Below are 18,890 nucleotides of genomic sequence, written 5' to 3'. Positions count from 1 at the left end.
CACCTCGTCATCGAGGTGGCCGATGACGGACCGGGCTTCTCTCCCGCTGCCCTCGAACGCGGCTGTGAGCGCCTCTTCACAGACGACTCCTCCCGCTCCTTGCGCGACGGGGGCCGCCACTACGGGCTCGGCCTCCACGTCGCCTCCGAGGCCGCGAGCGCCCACGGGGGCTCTGTCTCGCTCGCCAACAGTCCCTCGGGCGGCGCGGTGGCCACCATCGCGGTCCCCCTGTGCGGGATCTGACGATTTCCTCGATGTCTACCTCGACTGCGATATGTCGCTCGCCGAGGCCGCGACGAGATGGTGTTGCGTCTGCCCCGCTTGGTGCTTCTAGCTCAAATTTGATCTGATGTAAGGCCCGTGCAATCCTGCATGGGCCGTTCTTTTGGCAATTGCTCGACCGATTCGTGGCTTGAAACACAAATTATCGAGTTAAGGAGACATGGGTTCATACAGCGGCTCTCAGAGCGCCCGCCGCACTCCCCCGCCATTACCCTGCGGGGTCCTCGTGTAGAGCTCATCCTGCTTGGCATTTCGCTGCAACAGCCCACTCGTCCACCGATCAAGTGAACTACTGGAATAAATACAGCGACACGCTTGTCCGTTATAGTCGCTATATCTGTGTTAATCGCCGCGATAAATGCAGCCCTTTCTCGGCGTGTACCTGCTGCGCGTATGTAGAATCATATCGCGTTAATAAATCGGCTCAAGCGCGTACAAAACGCGCAAGTAGCCGCAAAAGGCGATTATCGCGTAGGTAGATTTTTGGCACCCTGTTGCTTACTGAAAATTAAGCAATTGCTTAAAACAAAAAAGGTCAGGCACTAAGTGCCTGACCTGCAAACTTCTGGTCGGGACGACTGGATTCGAACCAGCGACCCCTTGACCCCCAGTCAAGTGCGCTACCAAGCTGCGCCACGTCCCGAAGCTTTTGTTTGTTGCTCTGCTCTCGCTCGCAACAGGGAGTATATTAACCCGAAACTTTGTCCTTGTGCAAGAACTTTTTTACAAATTTTGAAGCAAGTCCAAAATTGTATCTGCGAGCTGGGGTTTTGTTAGTACGGGTAGTTCTTGCGTACCCGCTATGCTCACGATCCAAGCCTTGTTGGTGTCGGTTCCAAAGCCCGAATCGGCGCGTGAGACATCGTTGGCGATAATGGCATCGCAGCCTTTGCGGGTCAATTTGCGCTCGGCGTACTCGACGACGTTATCAGTCTCGGCTGCAAAGCCGATTACGAGGCGATCGCCCTTTTGGCGTGAAAGTTCGGCCAAGATGTCAACGGTCTCGACGAGCTCGATTCGATCCAGGCGCTCGTTGGCCTTTTTGAGTTTATGGTCCGCCGGGGCCGCCGGCGTGTAGTCGGCGACGGCGGCGGCGCAAATGGCCGCGTCGGCCGTCTGGAAGGCGCTCAGCGCTGCCTTGAGCATTTCTGAGGCGGTCTGTACGTGCACGCACTCCACACCGCGGGGAACATCGAGCGATGTCGGTCCCAGCACGAGCGTGACGGCGGCACCGCGACGTGCGGCCTCCCCCGCCAGGGCGATGCCCATCTTGCCCGAAGAACGGTTGCCAATGAATCGCACCGGGTCGATCGGCTCGTGCGTGGGGCCGGCGGTGATGACGATGCGCTTGCCCGTCAGGTCTTGCGGCACGGGGTTGAGCACCTCACAGACAGCCTCGACGATGTCCTCGGGCTCGCTCATGCGGCCCGTGTCCACGTCGCCGCACGCAAGGTAGCCGCTGCCGGGTCCCACCACGTGAACGCCGCGGTCGCGCAACGTGGCCATGTTGGCCTGTGTGGCCGGTGCCTTCCACATGCCATTGTTCATGGCCGGTGCGATCACGATGGGGCGCGGCGTGGCAAGCAGCGTGGTGGAGATGAGGTCGTCGGCGATGCCGTTGGCCATCTTGGCGATGATATTGGCCGTCGCGGGCGCCACGACCACCAGATCGGGCTCCTGCGCAAGCGAGATATGGTGGATGGGGTCAGACGGGTCGTCGAATAGCCCAACCGCGACCGGCTCATTGGTGAGCGCGCGGAACGTGAGCGGGCCCACGAACTCCGTGGCATGCTCGCTCATAACAACTTTGACACGTGCGCCGCGCTTTTGCAGCAGGCGCACGATATTGCACGACTTATAGGCGGCGATCCCGCCGGTAATGCCCAGCAGGATCGTTTTTCCCTCAAGTTGCATTGAATTGTTGGATGCCGCCGTCATCGCTAGGCTTCCTTGCTCGGGAGCACCAGGAGGCGGTGGCAGTACGGACAGTGCGTAATCTCGCTACCGTCGTGGTTGAGGTCGCTCATGGACGATGCCTGCAGCGCGGTGTGGCAGACCGTGGGGATGTTGCCCTGGATGGTCTCGACGGCCAAGCCGCGGAACTGCTTGAGCAGACGCTCGTAGTCGGTGAGCACGTTGGCCGGCAGCGTGGCGGCAAGAGCGGTGCGCTCCTTAGTGGCGGCTTCGATCTGAGCCTGCAGGTCGGCAGCCTTGGCGCGGGCGGCCTTGGTATCGGCCTTCACGCCCTCCTCGAACTTGGCGATGATGGCCTGCGCGCGGGTCTCGCGGTCGAGCGCCTCTTTGTGGGCGACAACGACATCCTTGCGGGTGTGCTCAATCTTGTCCAGGCGCTTGGCCAGGGTGGCGAGCTCGTTTTCCAGGTCCTGTACCTCGCGGTAGTCGGAGCCGTCAACGTGGCGCTTCTTAGCGGCCTCGATGGCGTTATTGGTCTGGATCTCGGTGGTGTTGAGATCGTCGAGCTCAATATCCAGGTCCTTGCGTTGGGCGTAGAGCTTGGTCATTTCGGCCTTGAGCTTAACGTAGGTCTTGCGCTTGGAAGCGAGCTCCTTGAGCTCCGGCATATTGGCAAGTTCGCTCTTGTTGCGGGCGAGCTCCAAATCGATCTGTTGCAGCTTGAGTAGCGTAGCGCCGGCGCTCATAAGTTCTCTCCTTTTGTCACAGTCCACCATTGGCAAGGGTTCAGTATTTTAATTGCATGACGGGGGTCGACCCCGGCGTCAACTGCAGAGTTCATCAATATATCAACGAACGGCTCCTCGGAGCGGTCGTGGCCGAGCAAGATCACCGGCAGCCCGCGCAAGGCAAGGTCCTGTGCCACGTGGTAGCCCGCCTCGCCCGTCACGATGACATCCGCACCGGCGGCGATGGCAAGCTCGCCAAAGTCACCCAGCGAACCGCCCAAAATTGCGATGGTGCGGCACGGGTGATCGGCCTCGCCCCACACGCGCGGGTCGCTGCCAAACGCCGCTGCGGCGCGTGCGGCAAGGTTGCGCAGGCTGCAGGGGTCGTGGAGGGTCGCGAGTGCGCCCAGTCCGCAGGCCTCGGGGTCGTCCACGTGCTCCAACGAGCTTGCGGGCGCGGCGTCCAAAAGCCTACTTAGGCAGATACGTGCCTCGTGCGAGCGGTCCAGGTTGGTGTGGAGCGAGATAATGCTCACGCCGCAACGGGCTGCCTCATAGAGCGCCGCGCTGCACTGGGGGCGTGTGGCATCCGCCGGACAAAAGGCCTCGGGTGCCTTGATGTATATGGGATGATGCGTCAGCAGCACGTTGGCGCTTGCTTCTTGGGCGCGGCGAACATTAGCCTCGGTCGCATCGAGTGCGCAGGCAACGCCGGTGATCTCCGCGGCCGGATCGCCCACGGAGAGTCCTACGTGATCCCAGCCCTCGGCGTCCGCCTTGGGATAGCGTGCCAGTAGGGCGCGCTCGAGCTCGGCGACGATCATGCGGCACCTGCGATCGAGAGCAGCGTCTGGGCAAAGTCGTCCAGATCGCCTGGATTCACGCGATCATCGAAGGAGATGCGCAAGGCACCCAGCGCCTGTTCGCGGCCGATGCCCATCGCGCTGAGTACGTGGCTCGGGTCCATGCTGCCACTCGAGCATGCCGAGCCTGCCGACACCTCAAAGCCGGCGGCGTCGAGCTTGATGATGAGTTCCTCGGAATCCATGCCGTCAATGTAGATCGATACCATGCCGGGCAGACGGTCGGCTTGCGCGTAGTCACCCATGGTGGCGTGAATGCGCGGGTGGGCCGTAAGCGTGGCGTAGAGCTTGTCGGAAAGGGTTTGCAGCTTCGCGCGCTCCTGAGCCACATGGGGCGTCAGAGACGAGGCGGCAGCGGCAAAGGCGAGCTGCGTTCGCAGGTCTTGCGTGCCGGCACGACGACCGGCCTCCTGTCCGCCCCCAAAGATGCGCGGGCGCAGCGGCGTGCGGCTCTTAAGGTAGAGTGCGCCAGATGCCACGGGACCGCCAATCTTGTGGGCTGCGACGGACATGGCGTCGACGCCCAGCTCGGTGACATCGAGCGGAATATGCAAGTAGCCCTGGATGGCATCGGTGTGGAACAGGGCGCCTGCGGTATGCGCGGCCGAGGCAAGCTCGCGGATAGGTTGTACCACGCCGGTCTCGTTGTTGGCGGCCATGATGCTTACGAGCGCCACGTCGTCGCCGAGCAGCTCGATGAGCGCGGCAGGTTCAATGTAGCCCGCACGGCAGGGTTGCACCAGATCGACGGTAAAGCCGGCGGCGCGCAGCAGCGGCAGGTTGTCCAGAATCGAATCGTGCTCGATGGCAGATACGATCACACGGTTACGCTTGCGATCGCGCTGACGAGCGCCCTCGGCAAGACCGAGCAGCGCCAGCTGGTTGGCCTCGGTGCCGCCGTTGGTAAGGATGATCTCGGACGGGCGAACGCGTGCGCCAAAGCTGCGGGCGATCTCGCGACGGGCGACTTCCAGGCGTGCGGCGGCCTTGCGGCCAAGTGAGTGCAGCGAGTTGGGGTTGACGCCGGCGAGCTCGCTATCATCGTACTCACGCTGCGCAAGGAGCGCCTCGGCGCGCATGCGCGTCGAGGCGGCATAGTCAAGATTCACGGGTATGCGGTTTTGACCTGCGGTCATAAGGGTTTATGCCTCCTGTGCGGCCTCATTGCCCAGCTTCTGCAGCAGCGCAACCTCGGCGGCGGGATCTTCGGACTTAAAAACGGCGGAGCCGGCTACGAGCACGTTGGCGCCGGCCTTGACGACCTCGGCGATGTTCTTGGAAGAAATACCGCCATCGACCTCGATCAGGGGCGACACGCTGTGACGCTCACACATGGCCGTAAGCTCGTGCAGCTTAGGCAGCGTGCCCGGGATAAAGCTCTGGCCGCCAAAGCCCGGGTTCACACTCATGAGCAGCACCATATCGACGACGTCGATGATGCTCTCGAGCACGCACACGGGGGTGGCGGGGTTGAGCACCACGCCGGCCTTGACGCCGCGCTGCTGCAGATGCGTGAGCGTGCGGTGCAGGTGCGTGGAAGCCTCGTAGTGCACGGTGATCATGTCGGCACCGGCGTCGGCGTACCAATCGACCGTCTCGTCGGGGTTCGACACCATCAGGTGCGCGTCGACCGGCACGTCGGTGGAGCGCTTGACGGCCTTGAGGATGTCAACGCCAAAGGTGAGGTTGCCGGTAAAGTGGCCGTCCATTACGTCGAAGTGCACGTAGTCGGCACCGGCGATCTTGTCGAGTTCGCCCTTGAGGTTGGCCATGTCGGCCGAGAGGACGGACGGAGCGATTTTAATGGAACCCATGGTAGTAGCCTTTCTGCACTAGTCGGTGAGTCCGTAGAACTCTTGGGAGGGTACGCGGTCGGTAAGAACCTCGAGCGCCCTATCCAACGTAACACCGTTGTAGAGCGTTTGCTCCACGGCAAAGGTGAGCGGAATGTCTACGCCCAGTGAACGGGCAAGCTCACTGACGCTGCGGGCCGCGACGGCGCCCTCGACCACCATATGCGTACGTGCCTGGTACTCGTCGAGCGAGACGCCGTGGGCAAACTCGTAGCCAAAGGTGCGGTTGCGCGAATGCTCGGAGGTGCAGGTGGCAATGAGGTCACCCATGCCGGCAAGACCCATGCAGGTCATGGCTTGACCGCCGCGGGCGTGCACCAGACGGCTGATCTCGGCCAGGCCGCGCGTCATGATAAGGGCAAGCGTGTTGTCGCCCGCACCAGAACCGCCGGAAATGCCGCACACGATGGCGATGACGTTTTTCATGGCGCCGCAAACCTCGACGCCGATCATGTCCTGCGACAGGTAGATGCGGAAGGCCGTGGATAGGAGCAGGTCCTTAAAGGTCTCCCCTACCTGCGGATCTTTGCTGGCGATGACGGCGGCAGAAAGCCCGCCGCGGCAGATCTCCTCGGCATGGTTGGGGCCCGAGAGCGCCGCGACACGCGACTCGTTGCCGATCTCGCTGGCGATGACCTCGCTCATAAGCAGGCCGGATTCGGGCTCAATACCCTTGGTGAGGCAGAGTGTCGGGGTGTCGGCGGCGATGAAGGGTGCTGCCTGATGGCATACGCTGCGCAGGTGCGTTGAGGGCACGGCAAAGATGATGGCCTCGGCGCCGTCGAGCGCCTGCGACAGGTCTGTGGCGGCGACAACGTTGCCGGGCAGCTCGTAGTCCACCAGATACCGGGGATTGCGGTGCTCGGCATTGATGCCGGTGGCCGTTTGCTCGCTGTGGGCCCACATGGTCACGCGCTCGGCTCGCTCGGCGGCGAGGCCGGCGACGGCGGTTCCCCAGGAGCCGGAGCCAATCAGCGCAACATTCATGACTCTCTCCTACTTATCGTCGGGCTCGGTGACGCGCTTGGTAAACGAGAGCTTGGACTCCTTACCGGCCATGAGCTTTTGGATATTCGAGCGATGGGCCCACACCACGGTGATGCCGATCATCGCCATACAGAACTTGAGGCCCAGGCTGCTGTACGGAAAGACCGCGCAGACGGCGATGGGAAGACCGATGGCCGCGGCAAGCGAGCCTACCGACACAAACTTTGTGATGGCGACGGCCACGATAAACATGCCCAGCAGCGACAGGCCAATAGGCCAGTACCAAGCGAGGATGACGCCCAGACCAACCGCGATACCCTTGCCGCCATGGAAGTTGAGGTAGGGCGAGAAGATGTGGCCCCACACGGCTGCCAGGCAGACGACGCCAAGCATCCAGTCGCCGGCGGCGCCGGGGGCCATGATGCTCACGGGGAAGCCATAGCCCACGCTCGCGATGAGCGGGCGCGCGATAAGGACACAGATGGCGCCCTTAAGGCAGTCGAGCAACAACGTGAGCGCGGCCACCTTAGGGCCGGCCACGCGCAGCGCATTGGTTGTGCCGATGTTGCCGGAACCCGCCTTGCGAATGTCGGTGTGGTTGAACACGCGGCCCAGGATCAGGCCAAACGGAATCGCTCCGATAAAGAACGAGACCACGGCGCAGATGGCGGTCAGCAGAATCGGATTATGCATCCTTTTGTTCCTTCTTCCTAAAGAAGAGTCGAATGGGCGTGCCGGCAAAATCGAAGGTCGAGCGCATGCGGTTCTCCACGTAGCGCTGGTAGGTGTCGTTGACCAGATCGCTGTGGTTGACGAAGAACGTGAACGTCGGCGGATTGACGCCCGTCTGAGTCACGTAGTGCATGCGCAGGCGGCGCTTGCCGTCCACCACGGTGTGGCCGAACTCACGTAGGTCGGTGAGGAACGTGTTGAGGCGCGAGGTGCTGATCTTTTGCGAACGCGTCTTCTCGGCTGCGTCGACCATCGCCCAGATCTTCTCGACGCTGCGGCCAGTGAGGGCAGAGATGCGCAGGTACTGGGCCCAGGGAGCCATGACGCCCAGACGGCGGTCGATGGTCTCCATGCAGGCCTCGCGCTTGCGGTCGTCGTCGAGCAGGTCCCACTTGTTGAGCAGCACAACGATGGCACAGCCGCGCTCGATGGCAGGACCCATGACCTTCTGGTCCTGTTCGGTAACGCCCACGGAGGCGTCGACGACGACCAGCGCCACGTCGGCGCGGTCGATGGCGCGCAGGCCGCGGACCATCGAGTAGTACTCGATATTCTCGTACACGGTGCTCTTCTTGCGGATGCCCGCGGTGTCGACCATGCGGTAGTGCTTGCCGTTGCGCTCCACGACGGTGTCGATGGCGTCGCGCGTCGTGCCGGCAATGTTGGACACGATAGAGCGGTCGGCGCCTAGGATGCGGTTGAACAGCGAGGACTTGCCGGCGTTGGGGCGGCCGATGATGGCCACGTTCAGCGCATCGGGGAACTCGTCGGCGACCTCGTCCTCTTCCTCCGGAAGCAGGGCCACGATATCGTCGAGCAGGTCGCCCGTGCCATGACCATGCAGGGCCGAGAGCGGCGTGGGCTCACCGATGCCGAGCGAATAGAACTCCCAGATGCTGTCGTTCTCGCGATCGGGGTTGTCGAGCTTGTTCACCAGCAGAAAGACCGGCTTGTCGCAGCGCTTGAGCATGCGAGCGACCGACTCGTCCTCCTCGGTGACGCCGGTGCGGCCATCGACCACAAACAGGATGACGGCGGCTTCCTCGGCGGCGGCGAGCGCCTGGTCGCGGATGGACGTGGCAAAGACGTCGTCGCTCTTGAGCGGCTCGATACCGCCCGTGTCGACGATGGTGAACTCGCGGCCGTTCCAATCGGCCGTGTGATATGAGCGATCGCGCGTGACGCCGCGAGACTCGTGGACGATGGCGTCCGAGGTCTGGGCCAGGCGGTTAACGAGCGTGGACTTGCCCACGTTGGGGCGTCCGACGACGGCGACGATAGGTTTCATCTGCTCTCCTTTAATGGGTAGGGTCAGCGGAATTAGTAGAGTCGGCAGGCACAATGCCAAGGATGTGCTCCAGGGTATCGAGCAGCTCATGCGGCATGGTCGACACCACATGAACCTCGGCGCCGCGACTGGTAAGGCTTGCGAGTAAATCGTCACTATGATACTCGTCAAGCGTCATGCCGTCAGCGTTGAACATGAGCTTAGGCACAAAGAGCATAACCCCCGACAGATCTTGGGGCAGCTGCTCCAAGATGTCACACGCGACGATGAGGCCGGTCACGTCCACGTTGCCGCCAAAGTAGCGGTTCTTGATGGCCGTGACAGTGCCGGCGAGTCCCTGGGGCGACTCCACAAAGCGGGCCACCGTGTCGCGTGCGCTGGCGCCCGAGAGGCACAGCAGGTGCTGGCTGCGGGCGGCGATGGCCTCGCGGACGCGGGCCAGACGCTCGGTATCGGCGGCAAGCACGTCGTCGGTCTCGTCTAGATACGAGCGGATCATGCCGATGCCGTCGTAGTACTGCGGGTAACCGTCGTAAAAGTCCGCCTCGGGAGGATCGATGCCGGCGTCCAGATAGAACTCGTCGCTCATCTGGAAGGTGTGGCGGCCAAAGCGCTCGAAGGCACGGTCCTGGTAGGGACGGATCATGGCAATGGTCTCGCGCGCCAGCTCGGGCTTGTCGCTGTAGGACCAGCTAAAACGGTTCTGATGCTTGGTAAAGCCGAGCGGCACGATGCCCAGGCTTGTGATTTGCTCGTGCTCCTCGCAAAAGCGCAGGGTCTTTTCCAGCTCCTCGCCGTCGTTCATGCCGGGGCACAGCACAATCTGCGCGTGAATCTCGATGCCGGCGGCCATGATGGTCTCGAGTACGTCCATGCCTCGCTGAGCGTTACGGCCCATCATACGACGGCGGACGTCGGGGCTCACAGCGTGGACCGACACGTTCATGGGACTCATGTTGCGCTGGATGACGCTTTGCACGTCCTCGTCGGTGAGGTTCGTAAGCGTGACAAAGTTGCCTTGCAAAAAGCTTAGGCGATAGTCGTCGTCGCGAATATAGAGCGTGGAGCGGCCGCCCTTGGGGAGCATGGTCATAAAGCAGAACACGCAGGCGTTGACGCAGGTACGCATGCCGTCGAAGATGGGGCCATCGAACTCCAAACCCCAATCCTCGCCGGGAAAGCGGTCGAGCTCGACGGGGGTGACGGTGCCGTCGCGCGGGTCGAAAACCTCGAGCTCGACGGTATCATCGTCGGCCTCCCAGAGCCACACAATCATGTCGGTAAGCTGCTCACCGTTGACCGTGAGCACGCGCATGCCCGGCTCGATACCCACATCCCACGCGGGCGATTCGGGACGCACGTTCTTGACGAGCGCGCCCTCACCCGGCTCGGGGTCGCGGCTGCGCCCGTAATCGGCCACCTCGGCGGCGTATGCGGGTACGGTCTGGTCCATGGTTAGCGGCAAAGCTCCTTGATGCGCGTGACGGCGCGTTCGATGTGTTCTTGCGGGGTGGAGGCTCCGGCGGTGATGCCGATGTGGTGAGCGTCGGCAAACCACGCGGCCTGGAGCTCGGAAGCTTCCTCGATGTGATGCGTGCGCTCGCAGGCGTCTGCGCAAATCTGCGCCAGGCGGCGGGTGTTGCCCGAGTTCTTGCCGCCCACGATGACCATGCAGTCGCAGCGGTTGGCAAGTGTGGCTGCTGCCTGTTGACGCTCACTCGTGGCGGCGCAGATGGTGTTGATCACGCGCAGCTCCTGCACGCGCGGGGTGATAGCAGCCACGACCTCGGCGAGGTTCTGCGCAGTCTGGGTGGTTTGCACGACGAGGCCTACCTTGCCCTTGAGCGACAAGGCGGTGGCGTCGGCGGCACAGCTCACGACCTGTGCATCATTGCCGGCGTGGCCCAAGATGCCCTCAACCTCGGGATGGCCCGGCTCGCCTACGACTACCACGCGGTAGCCCTCGCGTACCAGGCGCTCGGCGGCCACATGGACCTTCTTCACGTAGGGACAGGTGGCGTCGACCACGGTAAGGCCGCGCTCGCGGGCAGCATCGATCACTTGCGGCACCACGCCGTGGGCGCGGATGATCACGGTACCGGTTGCGGCGCTATCCAGGTTCTCAGCCAGGCTAACGCCTGCCTCAGCGAGCTCGCGCACCACGATAGGGTTATGGATGAGCGGACCCAAGGTATGGACCTGATTGCACTCCCCTGCCTGCGGCGCAGCGGCCAGCGCCATATCGAGCGCACGCTGTACGCCGTAGCAAGTGCCGGCGTGGGCGGCGATCTCGATGGTAGGTGCGGTTGCGTGGTCGGACGCAGTCGCGGCGGTGTTCGTCACGTTCTCGATCATGGCTAGAACCTGCCCGGATGCTCGGCGCACAGCTCGTCACGCATGGCGTAGACGCGGTTCATGGCCTCGGACTCAAACCAGGCCAGGCGCTCCGTACGCTTAAGCCCGGCCGGCGCGTCCGAAAGCGAGACGGCCTTGCCGGCACGAATCCAGCACTTCTTGGGACGCATGAGCTTTTTGCCCGCGGGCGTGATGTCGGACCAGCCACAGATGGCAAGTGGGTTGACGGGCGCCTTGCCCATCTGAGCGATGAGCGCAAAACCGCCATGGACTTCGGGCTTGATCTCGCGCGAGCGGATGCGCGTGCCCTCGGGGAAGATCAGGACGTCCTCGCCGCGCTGCAGCGCATGCTGGGCGGCGCGCAGGCACTTCATGTCGGCGGTGCCGCGCTCCACGGGAATGCCGCCCACGCGGCTAAAGGCCCAGCGTACGATCTTGCTCTTGGCGAACTCGGACTTAAAGATGGGGCGGATGCGGCGCCCGCCAAAGAACAGCGCCGTCTCCACGGCCAAGAGCTCGGCCATCGAGGTGTGGTTGCAGATGACCACGCTGCCGCGTCCGTCCTGGCGCTCAAACAGCAGGTCAGCGTCCTCGACCTTCCAACGCCACATGAGCTTGGAGAAGGCCCAAAGGATGGCCATGACTACGACGACGGTGCCGCGGATGAGCGCCGGGAACTCGGCATAGGGAGCGTTGTAATAATCCTCGGGCGTCTGCTTAAACAGGCGCATGGCCTACCTCCTTTGGTTGATGAGGTCCTCGATTATCGAGACGACCTCGTCGATGGTGTGGGCGGTGGAGTCGACGTGCACGGCGTCCTCGGCGGGCACGAGCGGCGCCACCTCGCGGCTGCTGTCGAGTTTATCGCGCTGCTTGAGGGCGTCGAGGGTCTCGTCGACCTCGGCCTCGAGCTGCTCGGTGGTGAGCGTCTGGGCGTCGTTCTGGTGGCGCTGCAGCACGCGGCGACGGGCGCGCTCGCGCGGGTCAGCGGTCAGGAAGACCTTGACCTGCGCGTTGGGGAATACGACGGTACCGATGTCGCGACCCTCGGCCACGATATCGCGGTCCTCGGCGGCGCGGCGCTGGTGAATGAGCATGGCGGCGCGCACGCCCGGGTAGGCCGAGACCTTGGATACGTTGGCGTCGACCTGCGGGGTACGGATGGCGGCCGAAGCGTCCTGGCCGTCAATGGTCAGGCGCGTGTCCTCGCCGGTGCCGTTGGTAAAGCGAATCTCGATCTGCTCGGCGAGGGCGTCGATGGCCGTCTCGTCGTCCAGATCGATGCCGCGGTCGAGCGCGGCGAAGGTGACGGCGCGATACATGGCGCCCGTGTCGAGCTTGTTAAAGCCCAGCCGGCGGGCGATCTCCTTGGCGATAGTGGACTTGCCGGAACCGGCGGGGCCGTCGATGGCGACGATCATGCAATGCTTCCTTTCGATGGTTGACGTGCTGGTATGGTTCGCGGGCGCTGGGGGCACGGCGGGTTGTCTAGCCCGTGTAGCGCTCGCGGTAGGTGTTGCGCTTGGGTGCGGAGCCGTGGCTACCGTGGTGACGCGTGCGACTGGCGGGCGTGTCTTGGGGCTTGCCGCCGTTTCGCTTGTCGATCGCCTGCTTGGGCGGGATGCCGCCGGCCTTGAGGATCTGCACCTCGCGGTCGGTGAGCTCGCGCCACGAGCCCTTGGCCACGCCCTCGAGCTCAAGGCCGGCAAAGTTGCAGCGGTGCAGGCGGATCACCGGATGGTGAATCTTGCTCAGCATGCGCTTGACCTGGTTCTTGCGCCCCTCGCGGATGATGACCTCCACGGCGGTGGTGCCGGGCTTGATGCCTTGGGGAGCTACGGCCTCGGCCTCGCGCGCGTTGATGACGCGGCAGATCGCCGGCTGGCACAGGCCGTCGTCGAGCTCGATGCCACGGCGGAGTGGGTCTAGATCGCGGTCGGACAGCTGGCCGTCAACGAGTGCCTGGTAGGTCTTGTAGACGTGCTTGCTGGGGTGCAGCAGGTCCTGCGACAGGTCGCCGTCGGTGGTAAAGAGCAAAAGGCCCGTGGTGTCGCGGTCCAGGCGGCCCACCGGGAAAAGTCCCGGAAAGCGGTCGCGGGGGACCAGGTCGGCCACGCAAGGGCGCTCCTGCGGATCGCTCATGGTGGTGAGGTAGCCGGTCGGCTTGTAGAGCATCAGGTACACGGCGCCCTGGTTGAGCTTGACGGGCATGCCGTCGACCTCGATATGGTCGCGGTCGACGTCGACCTTGGTACCTAGTTCGGTCGCGACCTGGCCGTTGACGTTCACGCGGCCGGCGGTCATCAGGTCCTCCGAGCCGCGGCGGCTCGCCACGCCCGCACGCGCCAAAAAGCGCTGCAGGCGCATGGTGTGCGGATAGACAGGCTGGGTGTCGGTTGCGGGTATTGCGTTGCCCATGGCGCGCGTCTCCCCTACTTCGTTAGTCCTCGTCATGCAAATCCTCCGAGGTCTCGTCGACGACCAGGGTCTCCAAGTTCTCGACTGCCTCAACATCTTCAACATCGGTATCGAGCAGTTCGCGCTCTTCGTCCAGGTCCTCAGCCTGCTCTTCGAGCGTGGACTGAATACTGCGGCCGCTCAGGCGCTCGCGGATAAACTGACGCGACTGTTCGTCGGGGGCAAACTGCTCCAGGTCGGGCAGGTCGCGGGTGGAGCGCAGACCGAACTTTTCCAAGAAGGCGTTGGTCGTGCCGTAGATAATGGCTTGACCGCGCTGGGGGTCGCGGCCGAGCTCGCGCACCAGGCCCTTGTCGACGAGCGACGCGATGACGCCGTCGGAATTGACGCCGCGGATGCCCTTGACCACCTCGCGCGTCACAGGCTGGTGGTATGCGATGACGGCCAGGGTTTCGAGCGCCGCTTGCGACAGCTTTTGCGTGTCCCAGCTCAACACATAGGCCTCGACTACGTCGTGGTAGGCGGGGTGCGTAAACAAGCGCCAGCCGCCGGCGACCTCGCGCAGCTGAAAGCCGCGGTTGGCCTCCTCGTACTCAACCTTGAGCTCGGCGAGCAGCGACGCGCATTCGCCGGGGGCGATATCCAGCGCACCTGCCAGCGCGGGCGCGCTCACCGGGTCGCTCGACACCAGCAGCAGCGCCTCGAGGGCGCCTTTGAGGCTGTTTGCCTCCAGCGTTGAAAGGGTTGACATGGTTGCGGCTCCTATTCGGTGAGCTCGGGGCCCTTGCCGGGCACGTATGCCTCGGCGCCCTCGACTCGGTTGATGCAGATGGTTCCGAAGATCTCGTCCTGGCTCAGCGTGAGCGAGCCGCGCTTGGCGAGCTCGAGCATGGCCAGGAAGGTGACGACGAGCTGCTCGGTGGTGGCGTCGCCGTCCAGCAGCTCACGGAAGGTGCAGGTTTGGTGTGCCATGGTAAAGCGATCGACCGAGGCCACGGTCAGGTCGAGCGGCACACGATGCGGCGCCACGTGCTCGGCTTCCAGCAAGAAGGTCTGTCGCTTGCCGTCAAGGTCGGCACAGATGACGGCCAGACCGCGCAGGGTGATGCCGGCCAGGTAGTCGGGCATGAGCCCCAGGAACTCGGGGTCGGGGCCGGCCACACGCGGGTGCATGCGGCTTTCGGCCTGCATGCGGGCACCGAGGGCCGCAGCCGCGCCTTTAAACTGCTTGTAGGCGATCAGGCGCTGGATCAGGACCTCGCGTAGGGCGTCCCCGTCGAGCGCGCTAAGTTCTTCGAGGTCATCGTCGATCTCGTCATCGTCATCGGCTTTGCGCGGGGCCTCTTGCGGCACCAACGAGGCGGCCTTGATGTCCAAAAGGGTTGCTGCGACCAGCAAAAAATCGCTCGCCACGTCCAGGTCCAGCGCCTCGATGCGCTCGGCCTCGGCAAGGTACTGCTCGGCCACCTCGCTGATCGAGATAGCGCCGATATCGACTTTTTGGCGGGTAACCAGCTGCAGCAGCAGGTCGAACGGTCCGCTGTAGACCTGCGTCGACACGCGATACGACATCTTCGACCTCCTTTGACGGCGCCTTCGCGGCGCGGTTTGGGTGCATGTTGCGACCGATTTGCACGGTCGATTTGTAAGTTTACCCTAGATACCGGCGATTGCGAAGGTGAGCAGCTGCTCTGCCAGCGGATACACGGTAACGTCGAAATACCGGCCGATCACGTCGATGCCGGTCCACATGGGCAGCAGGTACAACACCAAGATGAGGATGGGCATGGCGTATTGCTGCAGGCGGTAGTAGCTGGCGAGCGCCTTGCCTTTGAGGAACGGCACGATGATCGACGAGCCGTCGAGCGGCGGGATCGGGATGAGATTGAAGAACGCGAGTGACAGGTTGACCACGATGAACGTGGCGCCGAAGTTCATGATCTGTGACGCCACGGCAAAGGACATGCTGGTGTAGAGGTTGCCGTACGCTGCGTGCATGAGGGCGGCCGCGAGGCACGCGAGTGCGATGTTCGACGCGGGGCCGGCTGCGCTCACCAGGACCTCGTCGCGCTTGGGGTGTTTGAGGTTGTTGAGGTAGACGGGTACGGGTTTGGCGAAGGCGAACACCGGGCCGCCGGCGGCAAGCATGAGCAGCGGCAGGATGATGGTGCCAAACGGGTCGATATGGTTGAGCGGGTTGAGTGAGACGCGTCCGCGCGAACGGGCCGTCTTATCGCCGAGTGCCCAGGCCGCGGCGGCGTGCGCGCTCTCGTGGATCACGATGCCCACGATGACGGCGACGGCGCTGGCGAGTAGGTTCATGAGGTAGCTGCTGGACATGGCGCCCCACTAGCGGACGCGGCGCGAGGCGCGCGTGAGCAGATAGTCGATCGCAAACAGGATCACGGCGACGATGGCGTAATCCAGGCGGAACACGCCGCCAAAAGGCGACGTGATGACGCCGTAGCCGGCGATGGCGCTCGGCAGCGCTCGCGAAAGCTCAACGACAAAGCCCACGATCTGCAGCTTGGCGGTGAGGCCGCTAAAGCACAGCAGCACGGTCATCGCGCTCATAAAGATGCCGCAGATGCGACAGGCGATGGCGATGATGCTCATCGCCACGGCAGCGGCCTTACGAGAGTTCACGCGCGGTCTCCTCTTCGATCTGGGTGGAAAGCTCCAGCCATTCGTCCTCGAGCTTGGGTAGCTCTTGCTTAAGGCCGTTATATTCCCCCAGCGCGGCGTTGAACTTGTCTTGATCGGCATAAAGCTCTTCGCTTGCCATCAATTCCATAAGCTCGTCATAGCGGGCACGCTTTTTGTCGAGCTCCGTCTCGATCTTCTTGAGCTGGTTGCGCACGCCCTTGAGCTTTTTATTGAGCGCTGCGCGGGCTTGGGCCTCGGCGCGCTTTTGCTCCTTGGTTTTTTTGCCCTCGGCGGGTTTGGGGGCAGCTGCGGGGGTGTCGGCCTGGGCGGCGCTGGCTTTGGTGGACTTGGCCGTGGCCGGCGCACTCTCCCCTGCCGTCTCGGCAGCGGCGCGGGCCGCAAGGTCCTCGCGCTTGTAGAGGTAGTAGTCGTAGTCGCCGTCATAGACCGTAACCTTGCCATCGCGGATGTCGATCACGCGGTTGGCAACGGCGCGTACCAGGTGCTCGTCATGGCTGATCAGCACGATGGTGCCGGGGAAGTTTTGCAGGGCGTTTTCGAGCATATCCACCGAGTCGATGTCCAAGTGGTTGGTGGGCTCGTCCAGGCACAGGAGCGCCTCGGGGGCCACAAGCATCTTTGCCAGGGCCAGACGTGCCTTTTCACCGCCGGAGAGGACGCGTACCTGCTTTTCGATTGCGTCGTTGTCGCTAAACAGGAAGGCACCCAGCAGGCTGCGCTGCTGCGGCACGGTCCACTTGGGCGTGACGGTGTCGATCTCTTGCAGGACGGTGTTGGACTCGGTCATGCCCTCGAGCGCGTGCTGGGCGTAATAGGCCACGCCCACGTTGGTGCCCAGATCGCGGGTGCCGGTGGTGGGCGGCTCCAGGCCGGCGAGGATCTTCATGAGGGTGGACTTGCCGGCGCCGTTGGGGCCGACGAGTGCCACGTGCTCGCCGCGGTAGAGCTTGAGGTCGATGTTGCTGTAGATGTGCTTGTCGCCGTAGGACTTGGAGACGCCCTCGAGCCCCACGACCATGTCGCCGGAGCGCGGCGGGTCGGGGAACTTAAAGTCGATGTGCTTGTGGCCCTCGGGCAGGATGACAAGCTCCTTTTTGATCTGCTCGATCTTGCGGATGCGCTCCTGGGCCTGGGCGGCTTTGGTGGGCTTGTAGCGGAACTTGTCGACGAAGACCTGCATATGGGCGATGTCGCGCTCCTGGGCGGCGCGCTTGGCGCGCATCTGCTCCAGGTTGTCCTCGCGCTGCTTGAGGTAGCTGCTGTAGTTGCCGGTGTAGGTGGTCACGCGGCGGTTTTCGAGAGCGGCGACATGGTCGACGCAGGCGTCCATAAAGGCGCGGTCGTGGCTGACGATGAGGACGGCGCCGTCGTAGTTGGCGATAAAGCCACGCAGCCACTGGACGCTTTCGAGGTCCAAGTGGTTGGTGGGCTCGTCCAGAAGGAGCAGGTCGGGGTGGCGCAGGAAGAGCTTAGCCAGCGCGATGCGCATCTGCCAGCCGCCCGAGAACTCGGAGCACGGGCGCTCAAAGTCGGTGACCTTAAAGCCCAGGCCGGACAGAATCTTGCGGGCGTTGCTCTCGAGCTCGTATCCGCCCAGGTGCTCAAAGCGGTCCTGGACCTGGCCGTACTCGTTTAGGAGCGCGTCGACGTCCTTGCCCTGCTCGGAGAGCTCGGTGATCTGGGCCTGCAGCTCGTTGGCGCGCTCGCCCATGCGACGGATTTCCTTGGCAGCGGCCATGACCTCGGCGAGGATGGTGGTGTCCTTTTGCTCCAGGTTGGTTTCCTGCTCTAGGTAGCCTACCTGGCAGTCCTTGGCGTACTGGACCTGGCCGGCGTCAGGGCTGTCGATGCCCATGATGATTTTGAGCATGGTGGTTTTGCCGGCGCCGTTGGGGCCAACGAGCGCGAAGCGCTCGCCGGGGTTGATCTGGAAGGACGCGCCGCTAAAGAGGACGCGCGCGCCGAAGCTTTTTTCGATCTTGTCGACCAGGAGGATCATGGTGCCGCCTTTGACCTTGTGTGCCTATATGAAAAAAGGCCCCAACTTGCGTTGGAGCCTCATTCAATGCTCGGGTGGAGACGAGGGGGGTCGAACCCCTGACCTCTTGACTGCCAGTCAAGCGCTCTCCCAGCTGAGCTACGCCCCCGTGCGAAAAAGTACTATACGGGAACTCGGACGACGATGCAAGGACAATTTTGGAAAATATTCTGCGGCGCGCGGAACGGGCACGAGGCCGAAGAGACACGCGATGCCCGGAATTGCCCGCGGGGCGCGCCCCGCGGGCGGCGGCGTGGCCGCCGCCCTCCTTCCCGGCACCCGCCCGGCCGCCCCCGGGGACCTCACGCCACGGAACCGGGCCATCTACTACGTTTGGCCCACATCCCCCGACCATGACGTCTCGGGCAAAAATAAAACCGCAGGTAGACGGCCTGCGGTTTTCGCGAAATACGGGGTATGGTCGAGGGGTCGGGGCTAAACGTAGTAGATGGGCCGGTTCCGTAGCGGCAGCGTCGCGCGCAGCCGACCGAGGGCGCCCGGAAGTTAGTAGGCAGGCTATTTGTAAGTGAAAACCACTGCGATGAAAAAGAAAACAGACCAGACATATTGCCTGGTCTGTTGAAAAACCTGGTGGGCCCTCCGGGATTCGAACCCAGAACCCAGGGATTATGAGTCCCCTGCGCTAACCGTTGCGCCAAGAGCCCTTATGATTAGTGGTTGCAAAGGTAATGGAGGACTTCCGTGTAGAGAAGCGTTGCACCACGTCGTGAAATACTACCATGCTCGCGGCACCCGTTCAACGCA

20 protein-coding genes and 3 tRNA genes are annotated in these 18,890 nt (G+C 63.3%); 1 reads left to right on the top strand and 22 read right to left on the bottom strand.

Annotation, left to right across the window (positions count from 1 at the left end; all coding sequences use genetic code 11):
* A partial coding sequence (locus DXA43_RS09130; RefSeq protein ID WP_233540061.1) for an ATP-binding protein occupies positions 1 to 243 on the top strand: 243 nt, incomplete at its 5' end.
* A 605-nt stretch (positions 244 to 848) separates the two neighbouring features.
* On the opposite strand, the gene DXA43_RS09125 is transcribed toward DXA43_RS09130, so the two are convergent.
* The 22 genes from DXA43_RS09125 to DXA43_RS10630 form a co-directional block, all read right to left on the bottom strand.
* Positions 849 to 925: transfer RNA gene (locus tag DXA43_RS09125), tRNA-Pro, on the bottom strand.
* 80 nt (positions 926 to 1,005) lie between these two features.
* A complete protein-coding gene (gene coaBC, locus DXA43_RS09120; RefSeq protein ID WP_233540060.1) occupies positions 1,006 to 2,220 on the bottom strand; it encodes a bifunctional phosphopantothenoylcysteine decarboxylase/phosphopantothenate--cysteine ligase CoaBC in 1,215 nt (404 codons plus the stop codon).
* 2 nt (positions 2,221 to 2,222) lie between these two features.
* Entirely contained in the window at positions 2,223 to 2,942 is a 720-nt protein-coding gene (locus DXA43_RS09115) for a zinc ribbon domain-containing protein (RefSeq protein ID WP_117716123.1), read from the bottom strand.
* Entirely contained in the window at positions 2,939 to 3,748 is an 810-nt protein-coding gene (locus tag DXA43_RS09110; RefSeq protein WP_117806936.1) for a Nif3-like dinuclear metal center hexameric protein, read from the bottom strand. Before DXA43_RS09110 ends, DXA43_RS09115 begins: the two co-directional genes overlap by 4 nt.
* A complete protein-coding gene (locus tag DXA43_RS09105; RefSeq protein ID WP_117806934.1) occupies positions 3,745 to 4,923 on the bottom strand; it encodes a cysteine desulfurase family protein in 1,179 nt (392 codons plus the stop codon). The genes DXA43_RS09110 and DXA43_RS09105 overlap by 4 nt, the downstream gene beginning before the upstream one ends.
* Positions 4,924 to 4,929: 6 nt before the next feature.
* Complete coding sequence (gene rpe / locus DXA43_RS09100; protein WP_117758054.1) at positions 4,930 to 5,601, bottom strand: ribulose-phosphate 3-epimerase; 672 nt, start codon at positions 5,599 to 5,601, stop codon at positions 4,930 to 4,932.
* Between the two features lie 18 nt (positions 5,602 to 5,619).
* A complete protein-coding gene (locus DXA43_RS09095; RefSeq protein ID WP_117806933.1) occupies positions 5,620 to 6,627 on the bottom strand; it encodes an NAD(P)H-dependent glycerol-3-phosphate dehydrogenase in 1,008 nt (335 codons plus the stop codon).
* Positions 6,628 to 6,636: 9 nt separating this feature from the next.
* Positions 6,637 to 7,320: a glycerol-3-phosphate 1-O-acyltransferase PlsY gene (gene plsY, locus DXA43_RS09090; protein WP_117806932.1), complete on the bottom strand. Its 684-nt coding sequence runs from the start codon at positions 7,318 to 7,320 to the stop codon at positions 6,637 to 6,639.
* On the bottom strand, positions 7,313 to 8,647 hold the full coding sequence (gene der / locus DXA43_RS09085; RefSeq protein WP_117806930.1) for a ribosome biogenesis GTPase Der: 1,335 nt from the start codon (positions 8,645 to 8,647) through the stop codon (positions 7,313 to 7,315). Before der ends, plsY begins: the two co-directional genes overlap by 8 nt.
* Before the next feature lie 10 nt (positions 8,648 to 8,657).
* The gene (locus DXA43_RS09080) at positions 8,658 to 10,100 is read right to left on the bottom strand and encodes a DUF512 domain-containing protein (protein ID WP_117806929.1); all 1,443 of its coding nucleotides are present in this window, start codon (positions 10,098 to 10,100) and stop codon (positions 8,658 to 8,660) included.
* A 2-nt stretch (positions 10,101 to 10,102) separates the two neighbouring features.
* Positions 10,103 to 11,002 carry a 4-hydroxy-3-methylbut-2-enyl diphosphate reductase gene (locus tag DXA43_RS09075; protein WP_117654757.1) on the bottom strand — a complete coding sequence of 300 codons (900 nt, stop codon included), beginning with the start codon at positions 11,000 to 11,002 and terminating at the stop codon, positions 10,103 to 10,105.
* A gap of 2 nt (positions 11,003 to 11,004) precedes the next feature.
* Positions 11,005 to 11,733 carry a lysophospholipid acyltransferase family protein gene (locus DXA43_RS09070; protein ID WP_117806927.1) on the bottom strand — a complete coding sequence of 243 codons (729 nt, stop codon included), beginning with the start codon at positions 11,731 to 11,733 and terminating at the stop codon, positions 11,005 to 11,007.
* A 3-nt stretch (positions 11,734 to 11,736) separates the two neighbouring features.
* Positions 11,737 to 12,423 (bottom strand): (d)CMP kinase, encoded by a 687-nt coding sequence (cmk, locus tag DXA43_RS09065; protein WP_117806926.1) that lies wholly within the window; start codon positions 12,421 to 12,423, stop codon positions 11,737 to 11,739.
* A gap of 67 nt (positions 12,424 to 12,490) precedes the next feature.
* Positions 12,491 to 13,456 (bottom strand): pseudouridine synthase, encoded by a 966-nt coding sequence (locus tag DXA43_RS09060; RefSeq protein ID WP_370448010.1) that lies wholly within the window; start codon positions 13,454 to 13,456, stop codon positions 12,491 to 12,493.
* Entirely contained in the window at positions 13,443 to 14,171 is a 729-nt protein-coding gene (scpB, locus tag DXA43_RS09055) for an SMC-Scp complex subunit ScpB (protein WP_117806923.1), read from the bottom strand. The genes DXA43_RS09060 and scpB overlap by 14 nt, the downstream gene beginning before the upstream one ends.
* An 11-nt stretch (positions 14,172 to 14,182) precedes the next feature.
* Positions 14,183 to 14,992, bottom strand: a complete 810-nt coding sequence (locus DXA43_RS09050) for a ScpA family protein (RefSeq protein ID WP_117806921.1) — start codon at positions 14,990 to 14,992, stop codon at positions 14,183 to 14,185.
* Between the two features lie 84 nt (positions 14,993 to 15,076).
* A complete protein-coding gene (locus DXA43_RS09045; RefSeq protein WP_117583159.1) occupies positions 15,077 to 15,760 on the bottom strand; it encodes a site-2 protease family protein in 684 nt (227 codons plus the stop codon).
* A gap of 9 nt (positions 15,761 to 15,769) precedes the next feature.
* Positions 15,770 to 16,066: a hypothetical protein gene (locus tag DXA43_RS09040; RefSeq protein WP_233502368.1), complete on the bottom strand. Its 297-nt coding sequence runs from the start codon at positions 16,064 to 16,066 to the stop codon at positions 15,770 to 15,772.
* Positions 16,053 to 18,086: an ABC-F family ATP-binding cassette domain-containing protein gene (locus DXA43_RS09035; protein WP_117806920.1), complete on the bottom strand. Its 2,034-nt coding sequence runs from the start codon at positions 18,084 to 18,086 to the stop codon at positions 16,053 to 16,055. The genes DXA43_RS09040 and DXA43_RS09035 overlap by 14 nt, the downstream gene beginning before the upstream one ends.
* A gap of 75 nt (positions 18,087 to 18,161) precedes the next feature.
* Positions 18,162 to 18,234, bottom strand: a tRNA-Ala gene (locus DXA43_RS09030).
* Positions 18,235 to 18,714: 480 nt separating this feature from the next.
* Positions 18,715 to 18,790 (bottom strand) — tRNA-Ile (locus DXA43_RS09025).
* A gap of 6 nt (positions 18,791 to 18,796) precedes the next feature.
* On the bottom strand, positions 18,797 to 18,890 hold a 94-nt coding region (locus DXA43_RS10630), incomplete at its 5' end, for a hypothetical protein (RefSeq protein WP_370448011.1).

Source organism: Collinsella sp. OF02-10, assembly GCF_003463445.1.
Classification (GTDB): Bacteria; Actinomycetota; Coriobacteriia; order Coriobacteriales; family Coriobacteriaceae; genus Collinsella.
The sequence above is the reverse complement of the archived record's forward strand: the minus strand, read 5'-3'. Positions and strand labels throughout refer to the sequence as shown.